The sequence below is a fragment of the Lacrimispora sp. 38-1 genome, assembly GCF_049890855.1.
Classification (GTDB): domain Bacteria; phylum Bacillota; class Clostridia; order Lachnospirales; family Lachnospiraceae; genus Lacrimispora.
Genome location: NZ_JBANEW010000061.1, coordinates 1 through 20267 on the forward strand (window position 1 = coordinate 1; position 20267 = coordinate 20267).

Genomic DNA, 20267 nt, shown 5'->3' on the forward strand with positions numbered 1-20267 from the left:
TTGGTTTCCTATCAGAACGAAAACGGCATGTGGCATACGGTAATCGATGATAATACCTCTTACGTTGAGGCAAGTGCAACCTGCGGTTTCGGATATGGAATATTGAAAGCAGTACATCTGGGACTTGTGGATCCCTCTTTTGAAGCCAGTGCCAGAAAAGCACTTTTGCCCGTTCTTCAGTGTATCGACGCAGAAGGTGTGGTGCATCAGGTATCCTATGGTACTCCCATGGGAAGAGAAAGTGTACAGTTCTATAAAGATATTGAACTTCGCCCAATGCCATACGGACAGGCAATGGCTATGCTGTTCCTGTTAGAAGCATCAAAATAATATAAAATAAAGGGCGGATCCATTTACGGCAATCCGCTCTTTTGCTTTGGAGGATAAAAAATGAACAAAGACTTTGAGATACTGGCAGCCTATAAACCTGTTGTTATGCAGGATAAAAAGGAGCCATTTTCCATTACTGCCATGGGCTGTACCATTTTTCGGGAAACAAAGAGAAGCAGTTCCTTTCCCAAACGTGAAATCGTGATTAACAGGGAAGAAGTGGATTTTGCCATTGAGTATGCGATCTGGTATGATTTTGATATTCAGCATTTATATGAGCTGGAGCATGTCTGGGTTTACGTAAAACAGGACGGAACTGTAAAAAAGGTAGAAGCCAGCTTCCACGGCAAATTTTTAAATATGGTGGATCTGGATCATGGAGAGCTGATACTGAAAGACGGTACCCATCCGGTGGTCTATGCACAGCCAGGCAAGCATGCGCTTGTGCCTGATCCCCGGGTAATCCGCATCATTCCCGACTGGCTGGAAAGCTGTCAGGAAAAGGCTGGAATGGACGGCGTTCTTGTTCAGGATATGTTCGAGGATCAGATTCATACAGATGATGACCTGCAGAAAATGACGGAAACATATATTAAGGAAGTATTTGGTTTTTGTCCCTCCATGGAATTTGAACCATTTATTTTAGAAGATGAGAAGCTGATGACCTGGGATGATCTGAAAAAATCCATTCCTGAACGGGTTAACAGGCAGATTGATATCATTAGAGCTCACTTTAATAATTAAAAAGAGGTGGTACCGCACAAAACAGCAAGTGGGGCACCACCTCTTTTGGACTAATAGGCTGCAGGAACCGCCCGAAGTGAAATGGTATGCTTAAAGCAGGTGAAGTCAGTAAAATAGACTGTATAGCAGTCCTGTGAGCGTCCCTGGCTTCCGAACTTGCCTGCTACATAGTTATGGGAGCCAAAGCCGGGGCCGGCTGTTATGGCGTATTTGCCCTTTGAGGCAGTCACTGTTCCTTCTTTTGCTACGATTCCACCGCCGGCATTGCCCTCGGCAATAAAATACGGGGATTCCACGCGGCATCCTGCATCAAATGCAAGTTCCACACGAAGAGGAGCGCGGTCAATTCCGGCAGTTTCTATGGTGATATCAACGCCATCCTCTGCCTCTGCAACGGTAATTACAAAATTCATATCAGGTCCGTTTAACTTTTCTCTTTTCGAATGATCCATTTTCCACCAGTCTGAAGTATCCTGTGGTTCCTTAAAAGGCAGATAATACCAGCCAGCCATCTTCTGATTCAGAACGAACCCCTCTTCTTCTGGAAGCTGTACCAGGTTTTCAGGAACAAAATATCTGTGCTCACAGAAGCTGGCCCCGATTTTCATGCTGACGCATAAATCCCCATGGAGAAAATAGAGAAAGGAGGGACTGCTTTTTAATATGGAGCAGGAATAAGCTTCTCTCCGAAGACGTACAATTCCGGAATCGGTATAGTGGCGGCAGTAGTTTGTAAGAATCTTACTTTCCTCATATTCAAATTCTTCCAGTTCCGGATAAAGCATGAAATGGATCAGCCAGTCCAGAGGTCCGATTCCCTTCGCAACGGCCTGGTCCATGATAAAGCAGGCAGCCTGCAAAAAGGTTTCATTGTGGAATTTAATCCCCATATATAAATATTCCAGATAATAACCGGTTGGATAGATCTTAGTCCCCCGGTCCTGTCTTGTGGAGTTATTAGTAAAGATACTTCCATCGGGTTCAATATAATGAAGCATCATGGTTAAGTTTCTTTTTACAGGTTCATACCAGGAATCGTCATCGGTTGCAGCGGCCAGCAGCATCATGGCGTTGTTATTCACCAGGTTATAGCCTCCTGCAGAACGTTCTGCATATTCTCCGTCTTCGTTGCAGTCACAACCTTCAATTAAGAATTTTTCGGCTCCCTTTTTCATGGAATCGTCTGATGTGAGACGGTAAAGCATCATTAAGACGGAAGCAATGGCCCAGCGGTGATTGGGAGTGTGGAATCCTCCGTTTATCATCGCTTTTCCTCCTTTCACCAGTATGGACTCCATAACTGGAAGAAGAGTGGAAAGCATGTTTTTTTCTAAAGCGGGGCATTCGTCTTTCTGGGACAGCCGGTTTAAGTAGATATATGCAGGAAGAAGACCGTCAAGGCAGAATGCGGTATCTGCACCGGAATAAAAATTACAGTTTATAAGATCAAAAAAGCCGTTTTCCCGCTGCCCTCTGGCGATGTAGGAAAGAGCGATGGTAATTCTTTCGTAAACCGTTTCGCTGCCGTAAAATCTGCTCTTATGGTTAAATAAGCATGCGGTCATGGTGGTTACTAAAAATATGGCAAGCTTTGGTTCCACCAGCCCGTCATGGTCCCGAAAACCTCCGTAGAACTCCGAAGTCTGATCCATGACCTGCTGATTCATTATTTCTTCTGTTTTCCGGTCACTGTATATAATGATTCTTTCGTAATGTTTTTTCATAGAAACTCCATTCTCCGCAGTCTGCGGTTCCAGTTCTTTGCCGCTTTTATTGTATCATGGGAATAGGACAGGGACAATGCAGATGTTGCCAAGTTGCTTTTTAAAGTTCGTAATAATTGCGGTTCTTTTTTGGGGGTGAACAGGAATGATTGATACTTACCTTATTTAATAAAGAATAAAAAATGGAGCACCGCAGGATTGGGGAAATACGGTACTCCTAAGAAGAGTTACATAAAGTATAACGCATGAAATCGTTTAAGTAAAGATAAATATATAAATTTTTTTATTAATTAGTGAAAACTTTATAAAAACAATGTGTAATTGCGATTATATAAGTGAGAACAGCAATGTTATTTTGCAGTTGAAAATTTATTTCATATCAGAAATGGAGTTGCATAGATTATACCATATGCTCCACCCGAAATAACCGGAGGTAGGAATGGATAAAATTCTGGACAATCGATATTATGATCTAATCATCAGTAATGCATTGGTTACTTCATATAATACCGGTGATAACATTACGATAATGAACGATCTGTTTTCTCTGCTCCACATACCAAAGGATCGTATGGATCCTTGTGATCTGGGAGTGAATCCTTATCACAGCTTTCCAAAGCTGTATACTCTGGAATCTTTAGTCAGCACGGAAAATCCCGGTGAAGAGCAGGAAGAGATAAACCCTGCAGCGGGACTTTTTGGAAGAGGAGTCATAGTAGGGATTGTTGATACAGGAATTGATTACCGCCATCCCTGTTTTATGAACAATGATAAAACTACCCGTATTCTTTCAATCTGGGATCAGACAGTTGAGGGCACGCCGCCCAGGGGGTTCGCTTTCGGCTCAGAATACACAAAGGAACTGATTAATTTTGCTCTTTTATCTCAATATCCTTATACCATCGTTCCGAGTAAGGATACCTATCGGCATGGGACCGCCATTGCCAGCATTATTGCAGGGCGTCCCAATGAGAAGGAAGGCTTTTCCGGTGTAGTGCCTCAGGCGGATATCGTGGTGGTAAAACTGAAGGAGGCAAAAGAAAATTTAAAAAGACTTTTTTGCGTTGGAACAGATGCACTGTGTTATCAGGAATCTGATATTATTATGGGAATCAGGTATTTAATAAACGTGGCAAACAGGCTGAACCGGCCGCTGGTTATCTGTCTTGCCCTGGGAACAAGTCAGGGGGGACATGATGGACGTGGGGCTTTAAGCACGTACTTAGAGAGTCTGGTGCAGCTGCCAAAGATAAGCATTATAACATCGGCTGGAAATGAGGGAAACAGCCGCAGACATTATTTTGGAGAAATTGCAAAAGAACCGTATGCTGAAACCATTCAGCTGAATTCCGGTGGGATTGACAGTGAATATTTCATGGAGATCTGGCCTTATATACCTTCTGGACTCTCTGTGCAGCTAACGGCTCCAACCTTTGAGACCTCTGAGGTTATAAATCCCTGGAAAGGAGATTGCCGCAAACTATCTTTTCAATCCATAAAGACGAATATCTGGGTGAACAATATTCTTTTTGAAGAAGGGACGGGAAATCAGTTCATACTTCTCCGTTTCCGGAATATGATATCAGGGATTTGGTACATCAGACTGTTTAGTGAAGATCTGGCGCCTTTTTCGTTCCACTGCTGGCTTCCTTCGGGTAATTTGATTTCAAATGAAACCTATTTTGTCAATTCAGACCCTAATACAACGATTACCATGCAGGGAGATACAGCCAGTGTACTGACTGTTACGGCATACAATCAAAATGATGGAACGATTCTGGCAGAATCCAGCAGAGGATATACGAGACTTGAGCAGATAAAACCGGATCTGGCAGCACCAGGATACAGACTTCCATGTGCCATACCGGATTTTCAGTACGGAACGGTAACTGGAACCGGAGTGGCAGCCGCTTATGCAGCGGGGATAGCCGCCATGATTATAGAATGGGCATACTTCAAAGGTAATTATACGACAGTTACAGGCAATCAGATCAGCCGTTTGATGATGAGAACAGCAGACAGGGATCCCAGTTATGTTTATCCCAATCGAATATGGGGTTATGGGAAGCTCAATGCTGAGAATATCTTTAAAGAAATATTAATCTTTTAATATTTTGCTATTTCCTGATTCTTATTGGCGGGTTATCGGTAACCCGGCCCGCCTACTTCCCGTCGCTTAATTCTTTTCTGACTCTGGGGTTGATTCCCCTGCGTTTCATCTCACTTAAGATGTTCTCAAATTCGTCCGGCGGAGCAGCTGGAGTTTCCATATCTTTGCTTGCTGCTTCCAAACGGTCAAATTCTTCAGCCAGTTTTTTTTCTTTTTTGAAATTCATAATTATCACCTCCAGGTGAATTATAAATGAATTATATATTAAACAATATAGAAAATATTAAGTTACTCCAGTATTAGGGACAATTGACAAAGGATAATGGCGGGTATCCGGTATTCGGTCCCGCCAATGGATAACAAAGGAACTATAAATATCAGGAATGCAAAATGCCAGTAAACCGATTTAATATATTGTATATATTTATTTGACCATATCCCCAAATATTATTTGGATAAACGTATAGATTGCTGCGCTGGGCTTCCCGTATAATCATTCGATTGATTTGAATACCGGTGACAGCGGTAAAGTTCCCTTTGGTATAAGCCCATTCCATGATCATGGCAATTATTCCGGCAGTATGCGCTGCGGCAGCGCCTGTTCCTGTAAGCGTGCTGTACTGATCCTGTGGTATTGCACAGGAAAGCTGGAATCCGGGAGCTGCAATATCTGGTTTAATGAGACCGCTTCTTGTATAACCTCTTCCAGATTCAGCCAATATGGTATTATTGTACTGATTATAGGCAGTAACAGTCAGAACGCTCATAGCATTTCCCGGTGTGGTTATTGTTGTATTAGGATCCCCCATCAAAAAAAATGTTTCATCGGAAATCAGATTACCAGATGGAAGCCAAGAGTGAAACGAATAGGGTTCATTTTCATTATTACGAACCCGGAGCTTCCAGGTTCCTGGAATAGGATTTTCAAACCGTATTAAAATTACAGGATCTCCGGAAATACTCTCGAAGGCGATATTGTTAACCCATATAAAACTCTGGTTATCTTCAAAAATAAATCCCTGACAATCACTGAGTGATGGATATACGATCTGCGTGGGTACCAGATTTGGGGGAGTAATCTCTATGGAGAATCTCTGAGGTGCATATGGCCAGATTTCCATAGAAAACCGTCTGTCACTGTTCCCTATATTTAATTCGAAGTCACTGTAGTAGGGTTCAGAAACAGTATTGTTGTAATAATGCCTGTTATTGCCGCCTTCGTCTCCGGCAGCAACAGAAATTCCGATTCCGGGATAACGTGCAATCATGTCCAGATAAGTACTCAAGGGATCATAACCATCGTGCCCTCCATGGCTGCTCCCAAGAGCGATGCATATGACAAGAGGGCGGTTTAAGTTTTGCGATACCGTAATAAGGTAACGTATGCCAAGCATGATATCAGATTCCTGGAAGCATAATGAATCTGGCGGAGCAAAAAAGATATTTTTAAGATTCTGCTTTGCTTCCTTTAACTTTACCACTACCAGATCCGATTCCGGAACAATTCCTGAAAAGGATTGATAGGAATTGGGATTTCCTGCAATAATGCTGGCAATCGCTGTTCCATGCCCATTTGTGTCCGTTGAGGGAACAACTTCGAAGGGATCTCTCGACATTAATGCGTTATTAATGCGACTTTTACTGTATTCCGTACCAAACGTAAAGTTAGAAGGCGGTAAGTCTTCCTGTATTGTCTGATCCCATATTGACAGGATGCGGGTGGATCTGTCGTTGTTTAAAAATGCGGGGTGTTGATAATCAATACCGGTATCTATGATACCAACGATAATTCCACGCCCGGTCAAATTGAAATCTGAGTAGACCAAAGCTGGATGAAGATCAGGCTTTTCCATGCTCAGGGGTGATATCAGTGTAAACAGTGCAGGAAGAGTTTCATAAGGGCTTTGCTCCAGACTGCAGGCTTCTTTTTCATATTTCATAACATGCCGTAATGAGTGAAGACTGTTTAATAATGTTATATCATCTCTGTCATAGGAAGAGATGGTAGCATTATTTACGATTAAGTCATAATAGTCATCATCTAATATTTTTAACAAGATTATTCCCCTTCTGATTTGACAGATTTGTAATATATTTTATGCTTTGGGGGGGGAGTTATGAAAAAATTCTGCCTGAAATACAAAAACACCGGAATACCTCGCATTAACAAGGAATTCCGGTGTTTCCATCATTTCATGATTCATGCGGGTAACAGGACTTGAACCTGCACGGTCTCCCACCAGAACCTAAATCTGGCGCGTCTGCCAATTCCGCCATACCCGCTGACAGCAAACAGAACATATTTAAATGAGACACCGGGGATTCGAACCCCGGACAACTTGATTAAAAGTCAAGTGCTCTACCACCTGAGCTAGTATCCCATACTGGGCTAGTTGGATTTGAACCAACGAATGCAGGAGTCAAAGTCCTGTGCCTTACCGCTTGGCGATAGCCCAATAACATCTCCTGATAAAAAAAAATTCCCTTTAAGGGAAAGGTGAGTACAGGGATTCGAACCCTGGGCCTCCAGAGCCACAATCTGGCGCGATAACCAACTTCGCCATACCCACCATAAAAAGCTTCACACTGCTGGTTAACAGTGTGAAACGAGCCTGAAGGGATTTGAACCCCCGACCCACGGCTTAGAAGGCCGTTGCTCTATCCAACTGAGCTACAGACTCAAGAGCGGGTGATGGGAATCGAACCCACGTATCCAGCTTGGAAGGCTGGTGTTCTACCATTGAACTACACCCGCAAAGGTTTTGAGAGATAACTGACTTGATATCTCAAGTCGGGGTGACAGGATTCGAACCTGCGACTTCCTGGTCCCAAACCAGGCGCTCTAGCCAAGCTGAGCCACACCCCGAAGGTTTTTGCGTCTTTATTTTTACTTCTTTTCCGCAACGCAAGAGTTATTATATATGATGGATATAGATTTGTCAACAATATTTTGGAAAAAAAATAAAATTCAAAAAAAGCTGATATTTGCGGGATTTCGGAAGAGTGTGAGAAGAAGAAATAATATTCCTGATATGGGAGGAACCGGCAGGTACATAAATGTTCCTGCCGGTCTGAGTATGAAAAATAAAAAGTCAATGTTAAAAGGGTGGGGTTCCTTTACAAATATCAGTATACCCCGGAATTATGACATAAGTTTGACCAGTCGATAAAGATTTCATAAAAAAACTAAAAGAATTCTAAGTAATGTTTGAAAAAAATGAAAGTTTTTCCAAATGAGAGAGTTTTGAAGAAATCCCTGTTCCATGTATCCTTTCCTATGATATAATTACAGGAGACAGGGAAACGGGAAAATACAGCCGGAGGAGTACTTATGAGATACTGGGATATTTTTGAAAGTGAACTGGGACCAATTAAAGTTGTATGTGATGACGAAGGGGTCTTAGGCGTGGAGTTTAACAGAGAAGGGCTTAAGGAGGGACAGCAGAAAACCACAGAGCTGACTAAGAAAACAGCTCTTCAGCTGAAAGAGTATTTAAGTGGTGAACGAACGGAGTTTGATCTTCCGTTAAAACCTCAGGGAACAGAGTTCCAGAAAAAGGTATGGGAGGCGCTTTTAACGATACCCTATGGACAGACAAGAAGCTACAAAGAGATTGCTGTACAGATTGGAAATGAAAAAGCCTGCCGCGCGGTAGGTATGGCCAATAACCGCAACCCCATCTCCATAATTATCCCCTGTCACCGTGTAGTCGGTGCAGACAAAAGCCTGGTGGGATATGGAGGCGGACTGAATATAAAGATAAAATTGTTACATCTGGAGTGTCCGGGTGTCACCTGGAAAAATTATTAAGAATTCATTGTGTTTCTTTCGGTTCGTTTAAAATGCTATACTTTCCGGGCTGATCATGTTATAATCCTCCACGTCACCAGAAAAGAATTTTATGATGAGGAGTGATTCTATGAGAAAAAATAAGATCTTTGCAGGAATCGTGATTGCGATGGCAGTAATGATGTCAGCTACAGCCTGCGGAAAGAATAATACGAAAGCGGATACAAAGCAGGAGACAAAACAGGAGACACAGGCAGAAGCAGGCTCAGAAGAGACCACAGCGGTAAATGCTGATGTGACAGGTTCCGGTCAGGAAACCCAGGTGGGTGAGGAAACATCGGAGGAAGAGGAAACAAAAGAAACCCAGCCGATCACAGCCAATGATGCGGGAGATATTAAGGAAGGCTTATTTACTTCAAAATCCGGCAAATACGAAATCATGCCTCCAAAGGGATGGTCTCTTGATGAAGACGGAGACGAGAGTGTGGTAGCAATTACTTCACCTAACGGCGAAGATTACCTGGAAGTTACTTATGTACAGGGAGATGATGCAGACGGAGCCCGTGAAGTTTATCCGGCTACCATGGATGAATATAAGAAGTTAATCAGCCGTGGTGAGGATATGGAGTTTGTCCGTTATGATGTGAAAAACAGCAGTGACGGCAGTCAGACCTTCCGGTATGCACTCCGGTATAAGACACCGCAGGATGGGGTCCGCTATTATGCCATTTCCGGTTCTTACAACGCAGCGACTAAAACCTATATCAGTGCAGCAGGAACCATCGCATCAACCGACAGCGGCGTAGAAGAGCAGATCGAAGCAGCTTTGGATTCCCTGAAGCTGAAATAACATTTTAATCATTTAATAGAAAAGAGTATGGGGCGGTAACCGGTAAGTGTGGTTATCGCCCCATGTTTTTATAAGTGAATCTTTATTCCGTTTAACAGCTGTACATCCTCTTCCTGATGAGTGCTGATCAGAACGAGTTTATTCTTGCATATTTCCTTTATATAGGAAATTACCAGCTGTTTTGTATCCTCGTCAAGACCCGTAAAAGGTTCATCCATGATTACCATATCAAAAGGTACTGAGAGAGCGCGTATAATGGCCACACGGCGCTTCATTCCTCCGCTCAGGGTTGATACCGGCCTGTTCAGAGATTCTGCAGGAAGCAGCCGTCCCAGCGCTTCCACAGCCTTTTTATGATTCCCGGCAGAAGGAGGCATCACCATTGTCACATTCTCTGCCGGAGTGAATGCTTCACACAGACGGTTTTCCTGAAATACAGCGGAAATTCTTTTTTTCTTCAGACCGTTTATCTCCCCTGAATCTGCATCTAAGAGTCCCAGCAGAATACGAAACAGTGTTGTTTTTCCCGATCCGGATGGTCCCATAAGGCAGTAAATATTGCCTGAGACCAGATGGAGACTGACATCGTCAAGTACGGGGAGTTCATGAAAGGACTTGGACAGCTTGCTGATTATGAGTTCCATTTGGATCGCCCCTCTCGTTTTTTATGTCTGAAACCGGGAGATGCCAGGCTTAAAAGCCATAGGAAGAAGGTTTCAAACATCATGCTTAACAGGATAATCACCAGTGTCCAGGCAAATAAATCCGCAGTGCTTAAATAAATCTTGGCAAGATAAAGCTTTTCACCAATGGAGTGAAGAGGAACACCGATGACTTCTGCAGCAATTCCGGATTTCCAGCTCATTCCCAGTGCCACCCTGCAGCCGCTTGCCAGGTAGGGGAGCAGTGCGGGGCGGTAAAGGTAGAAAAGCTTTTTTAGTCCGGGCATCTGGAAAACTTCTGCCATCTCAAGAAGCTGTAGGTCCGCGCTTTGGATTCCGGCCATGGTCTGTATATAGATTATGGGGAATACAACAAGAAATGCGATTATCACGGAGAGATTTTCAGATCCCGCCCAGATTAACGCCAGTATGACAAACGAGGCGACTGGAACCGATTTGATCAGTGACATAACAGGCGATAAAAAATCATCGATGAGAGGAAAGCGGCAGGCGGCTCCGCCGGCGAGAATCCCGGCTGCAAAAGCCATGAGAAATCCAAGACTGATTTTTCCGAAGGAAAAGCCGATGGTTTTCCAGAAATCCGCCAGTCCGGCCTGCCGGATTAAAGCATATAAGACCTCAGGCGGACCAACCAGTATTATGCTGTTGTGCACTGCCATACTGGCCGCCTGCCATACCAAAAGCCAGAATAAGATGATTCCGGCTTTTTTAAACCGGAGTATGCCTGCTTTCATAATCGGATCTCCTTAGAGGGTTTCATTACTGCATGTAGTAGAAGTCGTCACCAGGCAGTGATCCTCCTACTGTCTGGGGGTCCATTTCAAAAATCACATTTAAATATCCGCTTAAAAGGGATTTCATTTTTTCACCGTCAACATAGGTAATGCTGCAGTAAGGAATGGCTTTTTCCGCAACAGGAGCCTTTTCGATGATTCCTGCAGCAGCCACTAAAGCAGCAGCCTCACTTACGTTAGTATTGGCAAATTCTGCAGATTCTTTGTGTTCGGCAAGAAACTGGTCAATTGCGTCTTTATGATCCTTTAAAACTTCATTTCTGCAGACCGTAACTCCGGTTACCAGACTTCCGCTGCCTTCTTTGGCAGAAGCATCCCACTCTTTTGTTAAATCAAGCACCATTTTTAACTGATCGTTCTGGGCCATGGCAGCTGTAACAAAGGGCTGGGGGAGAAGACCTATGGCATCGGGCTTCTCTTTTAAAACAGCGGCTACTTCAGCGGCCTCTGATTTATATTCCAGCTTCACGTCATCAGAGGACAGTCCGTTTGCCTTAAGAACGTGGGCCAGGGCGTAATCAGGGGTTGTTCCTTTTCCTGTTAAATAGACGGTCTTTCCCTTTAAGTCAGCTGTAGTATGAATGGAATTATCAGCAGAGACTGCATAAAGCACGCCCATGGTATTGATATTAAGAACGGTTACATTATGATTGGTTTTGGTGTAAAGAATGGATGCCATATTGGCTGGAATGAGAGCCACATCCAGCTCTCCGCTTACAATTTTGCCAAGGAGTTCATCGGCTGCGGTTACCATGGTAAATTCATAGGAATTTCCGGTTTCGCCTTTCTTTGCCTTGTCCATCAGCTGAACCAGTCCCATGGAAGTAGGGCCTTTCAGGGAGCCGATTCTTAAGGTGTAAGTGTCTGCGGAGTCTTCAGCTTTCTTCGTTGTTTCCGGTGCTTTTGTTGTTTCCGGAGCTGCTGATGTCTGGGCCGCAGATGTGCTTTCCTGTGCAGGTGCGGATGTCTGGGGACTGTTTTTTGCACAGCCGGTTAAAAGGGCGGCTGTCATTGCAAGTGCTGCAAGTGCTGATAAAACTTTTTTCATAATGATCCTCGCTTTCTGTCCGTACCATTTATATTGGTTTTCCATGCAAACAGATGAAAAAAAACCACGCCGACAGGCATGGATTTCCGGTTTGACGTATTCTCCTCGCCTTCTCCGTCAGGTGTTCCTTTCGGGTTAGTACGAACAGGTAAAGTATACCATTTTTCAGCCTTGTTTGTCAAAATATTATGCAGAATTTCGTGGAAATGTGTTATACTTGTAACACCTGCAGGAAGTGACTATGTCAGGATTTTGAAAGGAGAAAAAACAATATGAACGATGTATATGAGAAGCTGTTAAGCTGTTTAAAAAGTGTACGGGAGAAAACTGATTTTGTTCCCGAAGTGGCCCTTATTCTTGGTTCCGGACTTGGGGAATATGCAGAGGAGATCGAAGTGGCTGCCACGATAGATTATAAAGACATTGAGGGATTTCCGGTATCAACTGTAGCCGGTCATAAAGGAAGATTTATCTTTGGTTATGTAAATAAAGTTCCTGTTGTAATCATGCAGGGCCGGGTTCATTATTATGAAGGCTATCCCATGACGGATGTGGTGCTCCCTGCACGGCTTATGGGACTTATGGGTGCAAAGATTCTGTTTTTAACCAATGCCAGCGGAGGCGTAAACAAGGAGTTTAAGCCGGGTGATTTTATGCTCCTTAAGGATCACATCGCAACATTTGTCCCCTCACCGTTAATCGGAGCCAATATCGGGGAACTGGGGACCAGATTCCCGGATATGAGTGATATTTACCGCAAAGAACTGAGAACGGTAATTAAGGAAGCGGCGAAGGAAGAGGGAATTGAGCTGCAGGAGGGCGTTTATTTACAGCTCACAGGTCCTGCCTATGAATCTCCTGCCGAAGTGCAGATGTGCCGGATCCTGGGAGCGGATGCGGTTGGAATGAGCACTGCCTGTGAGGCTTTGGCTGCAAACCATATGGGCATGAAGGTGTGCGGTATTTCCTGTATTACCAATATGGCCTGCGGTATCATCGACCAGCCGCTAAGCCACGTGGAAGTGCAGGAGACGGCAGACCGGGTAGCACCGCTGTTTAAGAAACTGATTACGGCATCCATTACGAAGCTTGCCGGCAAATAAGGAGGAAGGGGCCTATGGATCGGATGCTGGCGGAACGGATTTTTGCTGCGTCAGGGAGAAAGAAGCCTTCTCTGGTATTAAAGAATGCCAGAGTGGTGAATGTATTTACTTCAGAGCTGGAAGACGGTGATATCGCCATTGAGGGCGGATATATTGTGGGAATCGGTTCCTATGAGGGGGAGACTGAGGTGGATTTGGGCGGTAAAGTGGTTTGCCCGGGGCTGATTGACGGACATATTCATCTGGAGAGCTCCATGCTCTCCCCGGAGGAGTTTGCCAAGACCGTCATACCCCATGGGACTTTAGCAGTGATTACAGATCCTCATGAGATTGCCAATGTGGCAGGAACAGAGGGAATTCAGTTTATGATGGAACATTCCGGGAACCTGGATTTAGACGTATACTTCATGCTCCCTTCCTGTGTTCCTGCAGCAAAGCTTGATGAGTCAGGAGCCGTTTTGACAGCGGATGATCTTGCTCCATTTTATAGTGAGAAACGGGTGCTGGGACTGGCAGAACTAATGGATTTCCATGGAACAATACAGGCAGATCCCGGTATAATGGAAAAAATAACCAGTGCCACAGACCACGGGCGGCTGATTGACGGACACGCACCATTTCTATCCGGAAAGCAGCTGAATGCATATATAACAGCCGGTGTCCGGTCTGATCACGAGTGCTCCTGTATGGAGGAAGCAGTAGAGAAGATGAAACGGGGACAGTGGGTTATGATACGGGAAGGTACAGCAGCCAGGAATTTAAAGGCTCTGCTGCCCCTGTTTCAAGAGCCCTATTATCATCGCTGCATGCTGGTAACCGATGACAGGCATCCGGGAGAATTGTCACGTCTTGGTCATATGGATTATATTGTCAGAAGGGCAATAAAGCTTGGGGCTGATCCGGTGCGTGCAGTGATCATGGCCTCTTATCATGCTGCTCGGTATTTCAGACTGGATCATGTTGGTGCCATTGCGCCCGGATATCAGGCGAATCTGATTGTTGTTTCAGATCTGGCAGAGTTTGAAGTCAGTAAGGTCTACCGGAAAGGGATTCTGATAGCAGAAGACGGAAAGCTTATTGATAACTTCGGAACCGGAACGAAAGAAGACAAACGGATACCAGACAAAGTAGGGGATTCTTTCCGGTTAAGAGAAATTGAACCGGAAGACTTTGCTATGAAAGAAGAGGGAGATACCATAAGGGTTTTATGTCTCACTCCCGGAGAACTGACGACAAAGGAGATGCTCGTTCCCTGGACTGAAAAAATGAAAAGAGATCCTGAGGCTCTTGCTGCCATGGACATTGTGAAAATGGCGGTGATTGAGCGCCACAAAAATACCGGTCATACAGGCCTTGGGTTTCTTTCCGGATACGGACTGAAGCGGGGAGCAGTAGCGACCAGTATTGCCCATGATTCCCACAATCTGATTATAGCAGGGACAAATGACCGGGATATGGCGCTTGCGGGGAATACTGTGAGAATGAACCGGGGAGGCATTGCAGTTGTGGCTGACGGTGAAGTTCTTGGAGCGCTTGCCCTGCCCATTGCAGGACTGATGAGTACAGAGTCTGCCAGGTGGGTTGATGAGCGGCTGGAAGAGTTAAAAAAACAGGTAAAACAGCTTGGGACCGGAACGGAAATCGATCCATTTATGACTCTTGCCTTTGCCAGTCTTCCAGTGATTCCGATGCTGCGGTTAAATACCTGCGGTCTGATTGATGTACAAAGACAGGAGGTTGTGGAATCTATTTTTCTCAGTACTTCAAAAAATACATTTAATAAGTAAAAAAGTATTGATAAAAATATAACAATATGCCATAATGGTCGAAAAGGAAGTTCAAACAGGGGATTTTATTCGGAGGGAGAATATTCATGAGAGTAACAATATGCATAGGAAGTGCATGCCATTTAAAGGGTTCCAGAGAGATCATTGCCCAGCTTCAGAATCTTGTCAGAGAGAAGCATATAGAGGACCAGGTGGATTTAAACGGTTCTTTCTGCAGCGGCAACTGCGTCAATGGAGTATGCGTAACGGTTGACGGTCAGATTTATTCATTAAAGCCGGAAGATACGAAGGAGTTTTTTGACAAAGAAATTCTGGGGAGGCTTTAATCATGGGAATCATTGATTTCAAGGCAACCAAGTGCAAGCACTGCTATAAATGTGTTCGTAACTGTGAAGTCAAAGCTGTCATGATTAAAGATGAACGGGCAGAGATCATGTCGGATAAGTGCATTTTATGCGGAAAATGCATGCAGGTCTGCCCCCAGTCTGCCAAAACGCTTATCAGTGATCTGGATCTGGTTAAAGGATTTCTTAATATCGGATATAAAACGGTTATATCTCTGGCTCCATCTTATATGGGGCTGTTAAAATACAGAACTGCAGGCCAGGTGAACGGTGCACTTAAAAAGCTGGGATTTTCTGAAGTACGGGAGACCTCCGAAGGAGCAGCTGTGGTGACTGCAGAGTATACCAGACTTTTAAAAGAGGGCAGGATGGAGAATATAATTACAACCTGCTGTCCCAGTGTAAATGATTTAATAGAAATCTATTACCCGGCTCTGATCCCTTATCTGGCGCCGGTGGTTTCGCCAATGATCGCCCATGGGAAGATGTTAAAGGAAGAATTCGGCAGGGATACGAAAGTGGTATTTGTAGGGCCCTGTATTGCGAAGAAGAAAGAAGCTGAGGATTTAAGACACGGAGATTATATTGATGCTGTCTTGAATTTTAATGATATAGAACGGTGGTTTGCACAGGAGGAAATAACCATAGAGGACTGTGAGGATATTCCTTTTGTTCATATGAACCCAAGAGTGAACCGGCTGTATCCTGTTACCAGTGGAATTGTCAGTTCTGTGCTGGCAACGGAGGCAGAGCGGGATGGATACCGGAAATTTTATGTTCATGGATGCCGTAACTGCATTGATCTTTGTGAAAGTATGCTTCGGGGAGATATTACAGGGTGTTTTATAGAGATGAATATGTGCTCCGGGGGCTGCATTAAGGGACCGGCAGCGGATCATGAGCACGTATCCAGATTCAAGATAAAGCTGGACATGGAAGAAAACATTGAGAAAGAAGCGGTTCCTGATGAGGAGACCCGGGAGATTTTTCAGTCACTTACTTTTGGAAAGCATTTCTTAAACCGTGCTCCCAGAGACGTCATACCGACAGAACTTCAGATTCAGGAGATTTTAAAGAAGACAGGAAAGACAAGACCGGAAGATGAACTAAACTGCGGAGCATGCGGTTATTCCACATGCAGGGAAAAGGCTGTGGCTGTAATTCAGAAAAAAGCCGAATTAAATATGTGCATTCCATTTATGCACGAAAAGGCGGAATCCTTATCCAATCTTGTTATGGAGACATCACCCAATATTGTACTCATTGTTGATAAGGAGATGAAGATTCTGGAATATTCTGCAGTAGGGGAAAAATATTTCGGAAAGACCAGACAGGAAGCTTTAAATATGTATCTGTATGAACTGATTGACACCTCGGATTTTCAGTGGGTTTACGATACCCATCAGAAGATTCACGGAAAGAAAGTCACATACGGGGAATACAGAATTTCCACCCTGCAGAACATTGTTTATGTAAACAAGGAAGATGTAGTGCTGGCTACTTTTATCGATATCACAAAAGAAGAAGAACAGGCCAGACAGGAATACGAAAAGAAGCTTGAGACCATTGATCTGGCTCAGAAGGTTATTCATAAGCAGATGATGGTGGCTCAGGAAATCGCGGGACTTCTTGGAGAGACTACGGCGGAAACGAAGACCACACTGACTAAACTGTGCAAGTCTCTGTTAGATGAGGGCGGCGAAAGCGAGGTTAAATGATGGGAGTTACCGTTGACGTTGCTTATAAAAGCTTAAATAAATTCAATGAGGTGCTTTGCGGGGACAAGGTGGAGCTGCTCCATACGGAAGATTCCAACATTATGATTCTGGCAGACGGTATGGGAAGCGGGGTCAAGGCGAACATACTGGCTACGATGACATCCAAGATTCTGGGCACCATGTTTTTAAACGGTGCCACTCTCGAGGAATGTGTGGAAACGATTGTGGAAACCCTGCCTGTCTGCCAGGTGCGGCAGGTTGCATATTCTACATTCAGTATTCTTCAGGTATTTCACAACGGAGATGCCTATCTTGTGGAGTTTGATAATCCGGGATGTATCTTTATAAGGGACGGGAGCCTGGTTCCCATTCCTCACAGCATGCGGGTCATTCGTGACAAGAAGATCAATGAATACCGGTTTCGTGTGAAAAAGGGAGATGCTTTGATCCTGCTCAGTGACGGAACCATACACGCCGGTGTGGGGCAGCTTTTAAATTTTGGCTGGCTCTGGGAAGATGTGGCTGCTTATGCGGTAAAGCAGTATCGTCTTACCATATCTGCGGTCCGTCTGGCTAATTCCTTATGCAGGGCATGCGATGAACTTTACCAGTACAGGCCCGGAGATGATACCACGGTGGCTGTTATGCGGGTTATTGACAGTAAACCGGTTCATTTAATGACAGGACCGCCAAAGGATCCGGAAGATGATGTATGTATGGTAAAGGATTTTTTATCCGGAGATGATACCACAAAGAGAATTGTCTGCGGAGGAACCAGCGCCAATATTGTTTCCAGAACAATGGATAAGAAACTGACGGTATCACTTGATTATTATGATCCGGATCTGCCGCCTGTGGCCTACATTGATGGCATTGAACTGGTTACAGAAGGGGTATTAACTCTGAACCGGGTTTTAAAACTCTTAAAGCGGTATGTTAAGAATGAATCGGTGACGGAGGAGTTTTTCCTGGAACTGGATAAACCAAACGGGGCGTCCATGGTAGCGAAGATGATTATTGAGGACTGTACGGAATTAAAGCTGTATGTGGGGAAGGCTATTAACAGCGCATACCAGAATCCGGGACTTCCCTTTGATTTGGGAATCCGGCAGAATCTGGTGGAGCAGCTAAAGCATGCGGTGGAAGAGATGGGGAAGACGGTTACAGTTGCTTATTATTAATAGAGAATATTCACACAGCCACGTTTTGTGGAAGCTTCAAGGAGGAACGATATGGTAACGAATGATGCAACATTACTTCGCATCAAGCATCAGGTTTTAAATGAAGTGGCCAGGCTTGCCTGGGAAGGTACATTGGAACAGAAAAGGGATGAGATTCCCTATCATATGATTCAGGGGCCTAAGGCGCAGTTTCGGTGCTGTATTTACAGGGAGAGGGAAATTATCAGAGAGAGAGTCCGGCTGGCAGAAGGGTTTTGTCCCAGCGGCAGAGATACAAAAAATGTAGTTCAGGTAATCAATTCTGCCTGTGAGGGGTGTCCCATCGCCAGATATGTAGTAACGGATAACTGCCAGCTCTGCATGGGCAAGGCCTGCCAGAATTCCTGTAATTTCGGAGCCATTACCATGGGGCATGACCGGGCCCATATCGATCCTGACAAATGCAAGGAATGCGGAAAATGTTCCCAGGCATGTCCCTATAATGCGATTGCAGACTTAACCCGCCCCTGTAAAAGAAGCTGCCCGGTAGACGCGATCACAATGGATGACAATGGCATTGTTGTGATCGATGAAAGCAAATGCATTCAGTGCGGAGCATGCATTCACAGCTGCCCATTTGGTGCAATTGGATCCAAGACCTTCATGGTTGACGTAATCAATCTGATTAAGGCGGGAAAAAAGGTAGTGGCTATGGTTGCACCGGCGACAGAAGGCCAGTATGGTCCGGAGATCACCATGGCGAGCTGGAGAACGGCACTTAAGAAAATTGGATTTGAGGATATGGTTGAGGTTGCCCTGGGAGGCGACTTAACTGCTGCTGCAGAAGCAGAAGAATGGGCAGAGGCCTATAAGGAAGGGAAGAAGATGACCACCTCCTGCTGTCCGGCATTTGTAAACATGATTAAGCAGCATTATCCCATGCTGTTGGATAATATGTCCACTACCGTGTCTCCCATGTGCGCAGTTTCCCGAATGTTAAAGGAAAAAGATCCGGAAACTATCGCCGTTTTCATCGGCCCCTGTATTGCTAAAAAAAGTGAGGCACTGGATTTGAATGTTAAGGGAAATGCAGATTACGTCCTGACACTTGGAGAGGCTCATGCCATGATGGTGGCAAAGGGTGTGGAGCTGGAACCGGAGGAGAATACATATCAGGCAGGTTCTGTCTTTGGAAAGCGGTTTGGAAATGGCGGAGGAGTTACTGCTGCAGTTTTAGAATGTCTGAAAGAATCAGGAGAGAATACAGACATTGAAGTCATGAAATGTAACGGCGCTGCGGAATGCAAGAAAGCTTTGATGCTGTTAAAGGTTGGAAAGCTGCCTGCTGATTTTGTAGAGGGAATGGCATGTGTGGGAGGCTGTGTAGGAGGCCCAAGCAAGCATAAGAGTGAGGGAGAAGCGAAAAAGGCCAGAGACTTGCTCTTAGGCAAGGCAGATTCCAGAATGGTACACGAAAATCTGAAAAATATGGGTCTTGAGGCAGTTAAGATGCACAGACACGAGTAAAAAAGTTAAATCAATGAAACAGAAAAACGTCCCAGCCGGATTCCGGTATGGGACGCTTTTTTGAATAAATTTTGTTTACATGCCTGCAAACTGGTTCTTTACCTTGGAAATCTTTTGCTGTTCAGCCTGCTCTGTGGTATACCATCCCTTAGCGGTCATTCTTTTATAGATATCGCTTTGTATGCACAGGCTGTCATTTAACGCAGTGTCAAATGCCTGGTGTACATTCATGGTAGGGGATTCAAGTGTTCCATGCAGATACAAATCGCAGGCACCTTTTGTGGTATTGAGCAAGTTTTCCATAATACACTTATCGTCCATCGTGCTTCCTCCTTACACTAAGTTAAAAAAGTTATCAAAAATTTGCTGGTGCTTTTGCTGCAGCTGCTGTACACAGGCCTTTAATTCAGGATCCTGTAAATTCTGTGCGGCATCCTGGCACTGGGTTTTTAAAAAGTTTTCATGTCCGAGAGCATCTTCAATATAATTTAATTCCTTTGGGCTCATGTCTCATCACCTCCAGTCATAGTATGGAGAATTTATGACGAACCATGC

The 20267-nt window shown here is 44.5% G+C and carries 19 protein-coding genes and 7 tRNA genes; 11 read left to right on the forward strand and 15 right to left on the reverse strand.

All coding sequences use genetic code 11. The features are described 5' to 3' along the window. Together V7D18_RS17275 and V7D18_RS17280 are read left to right on the forward strand one after the other, a co-directional pair. The coding region (locus V7D18_RS17275; RefSeq protein ID WP_426155965.1) for a glycoside hydrolase family 88 protein at positions 1 to 330 on the forward strand (330 nt) is incomplete at its 5' end. 60 nt (positions 331 to 390) lie between these two features. Next, entirely contained in the window at positions 391 to 1074 is a 684-nt protein-coding gene (locus V7D18_RS17280; protein ID WP_426155966.1) for a hypothetical protein, read from the forward strand. Positions 1075 to 1124: 50 nt separating this feature from the next. On the opposite strand, the gene V7D18_RS17285 is transcribed toward V7D18_RS17280, so the two are convergent. Next, entirely contained in the window at positions 1125 to 2798 is a 1674-nt protein-coding gene (locus V7D18_RS17285) for a hypothetical protein (protein WP_426155967.1), read from the reverse strand. Positions 2799 to 3237: 439 nt separating this feature from the next. On the opposite strand from V7D18_RS17285, the gene V7D18_RS17290 reads away from it, so the two are divergent. Then, positions 3238 to 4908: a S8 family peptidase gene (locus V7D18_RS17290; RefSeq protein WP_426155968.1), complete on the forward strand. Its 1671-nt coding sequence runs from the start codon at positions 3238 to 3240 to the stop codon at positions 4906 to 4908. Positions 4909 to 4960: 52 nt separating this feature from the next. Here V7D18_RS17290 and V7D18_RS17295 read toward each other — a convergent pair whose 3' ends face one another. From V7D18_RS17295 to V7D18_RS17335, 9 genes are all read right to left on the reverse strand, one after another. Further along, a complete protein-coding gene (locus V7D18_RS17295; protein WP_170313581.1) occupies positions 4961 to 5134 on the reverse strand; it encodes a hypothetical protein in 174 nt (57 codons plus the stop codon). A 151-nt stretch (positions 5135 to 5285) separates the two neighbouring features. After that, entirely contained in the window at positions 5286 to 6965 is a 1680-nt protein-coding gene (locus tag V7D18_RS17300) for a S8 family peptidase (RefSeq protein WP_426155970.1), read from the reverse strand. A gap of 146 nt (positions 6966 to 7111) precedes the next feature. Then, positions 7112 to 7191, reverse strand: a tRNA-Leu gene (locus V7D18_RS17305). Positions 7192 to 7216: 25 nt separating this feature from the next. After that, a tRNA-Lys gene (locus V7D18_RS17310) sits at positions 7217 to 7289 on the reverse strand. 3 nt (positions 7290 to 7292) lie between these two features. After that, positions 7293 to 7364, reverse strand: a tRNA-Gln gene (locus V7D18_RS17315). Between the two features lie 39 nt (positions 7365 to 7403). Next, a tRNA-His gene (locus V7D18_RS17320) sits at positions 7404 to 7479 on the reverse strand. Between the two features lie 36 nt (positions 7480 to 7515). Next, positions 7516 to 7589: transfer RNA gene (locus V7D18_RS17325), tRNA-Arg, on the reverse strand. Between the two features lie 3 nt (positions 7590 to 7592). Continuing rightward, a tRNA-Gly gene (locus tag V7D18_RS17330) sits at positions 7593 to 7663 on the reverse strand. Positions 7664 to 7699: 36 nt separating this feature from the next. Further along, positions 7700 to 7774 (reverse strand) — tRNA-Pro (locus V7D18_RS17335). A gap of 465 nt (positions 7775 to 8239) precedes the next feature. Between V7D18_RS17335 and V7D18_RS17340 the strand changes: the two genes are divergently transcribed. Next, entirely contained in the window at positions 8240 to 8719 is a 480-nt protein-coding gene (locus V7D18_RS17340; protein WP_426155972.1) for a methylated-DNA--[protein]-cysteine S-methyltransferase, read from the forward strand. Positions 8720 to 8828: 109 nt separating this feature from the next. After that, on the forward strand, positions 8829 to 9548 hold the full coding sequence (locus V7D18_RS17345) for a hypothetical protein (protein ID WP_426155974.1): 720 nt from the start codon (positions 8829 to 8831) through the stop codon (positions 9546 to 9548). A gap of 68 nt (positions 9549 to 9616) precedes the next feature. On the opposite strand, the gene V7D18_RS17350 is transcribed toward V7D18_RS17345, so the two are convergent. Genes V7D18_RS17350 through V7D18_RS17360 form a run of 3 tightly spaced genes read right to left on the reverse strand, consistent with a single transcriptional unit; the run spans position 9617 to position 12073 of the window. Beyond that, positions 9617 to 10192 (reverse strand): ATP-binding cassette domain-containing protein, encoded by a 576-nt coding sequence (locus V7D18_RS17350; RefSeq protein ID WP_426155976.1) that lies wholly within the window; start codon positions 10190 to 10192, stop codon positions 9617 to 9619. After that, positions 10180 to 10965, reverse strand: coding sequence for an ABC transporter permease (locus V7D18_RS17355; RefSeq protein ID WP_426155978.1), 786 nt, complete (start codon positions 10963 to 10965; stop codon positions 10180 to 10182). The genes V7D18_RS17350 and V7D18_RS17355 overlap by 13 nt, the downstream gene beginning before the upstream one ends. A gap of 25 nt (positions 10966 to 10990) precedes the next feature. After that, the gene (locus V7D18_RS17360) at positions 10991 to 12073 is read right to left on the reverse strand and encodes an ABC transporter substrate-binding protein (protein WP_426155980.1); all 1083 of its coding nucleotides are present in this window, start codon (positions 12071 to 12073) and stop codon (positions 10991 to 10993) included. A 272-nt stretch (positions 12074 to 12345) separates the two neighbouring features. Here V7D18_RS17360 and V7D18_RS17365 point away from each other — a divergent pair, with 272 nt between their 5' ends. From V7D18_RS17365 to V7D18_RS17390, 6 genes are all read left to right on the forward strand, one after another. After that, positions 12346 to 13176: a purine-nucleoside phosphorylase gene (locus V7D18_RS17365; protein ID WP_426155982.1), complete on the forward strand. Its 831-nt coding sequence runs from the start codon at positions 12346 to 12348 to the stop codon at positions 13174 to 13176. A gap of 14 nt (positions 13177 to 13190) precedes the next feature. Beyond that, positions 13191 to 14963 carry an adenine deaminase gene (ade, locus tag V7D18_RS17370; protein WP_426155984.1) on the forward strand — a complete coding sequence of 591 codons (1773 nt, stop codon included), beginning with the start codon at positions 13191 to 13193 and terminating at the stop codon, positions 14961 to 14963. Positions 14964 to 15049: 86 nt separating this feature from the next. Then, a complete protein-coding gene (locus tag V7D18_RS17375; RefSeq protein WP_117415910.1) occupies positions 15050 to 15289 on the forward strand; it encodes a (2Fe-2S) ferredoxin domain-containing protein in 240 nt (79 codons plus the stop codon). Between the two features lie 2 nt (positions 15290 to 15291). Continuing rightward, positions 15292 to 17025 carry a [Fe-Fe] hydrogenase large subunit C-terminal domain-containing protein gene (locus V7D18_RS17380; RefSeq protein ID WP_426155986.1) on the forward strand — a complete coding sequence of 578 codons (1734 nt, stop codon included), beginning with the start codon at positions 15292 to 15294 and terminating at the stop codon, positions 17023 to 17025. After that, entirely contained in the window at positions 17025 to 18206 is a 1182-nt protein-coding gene (locus V7D18_RS17385; RefSeq protein WP_426156143.1) for a SpoIIE family protein phosphatase, read from the forward strand. The genes V7D18_RS17380 and V7D18_RS17385 overlap by 1 nt, the downstream gene beginning before the upstream one ends. Before the next feature lie 51 nt (positions 18207 to 18257). Beyond that, on the forward strand, positions 18258 to 19712 hold the full coding sequence (locus V7D18_RS17390) for a 4Fe-4S dicluster domain-containing protein (protein ID WP_426155988.1): 1455 nt from the start codon (positions 18258 to 18260) through the stop codon (positions 19710 to 19712). A gap of 75 nt (positions 19713 to 19787) precedes the next feature. Here V7D18_RS17390 and V7D18_RS17395 read toward each other — a convergent pair whose 3' ends face one another. Together V7D18_RS17395 and V7D18_RS17400 are read right to left on the reverse strand one after the other, a co-directional pair. Then, positions 19788 to 20033, reverse strand: a complete 246-nt coding sequence (locus tag V7D18_RS17395) for a spore coat protein (RefSeq protein WP_426155989.1) — start codon at positions 20031 to 20033, stop codon at positions 19788 to 19790. A gap of 12 nt (positions 20034 to 20045) precedes the next feature. Next, positions 20046 to 20219 (reverse strand): hypothetical protein, encoded by a 174-nt coding sequence (locus V7D18_RS17400; RefSeq protein ID WP_426155991.1) that lies wholly within the window; start codon positions 20217 to 20219, stop codon positions 20046 to 20048. Between the last annotated feature and the right edge of the window lie 48 nt (positions 20220 to 20267).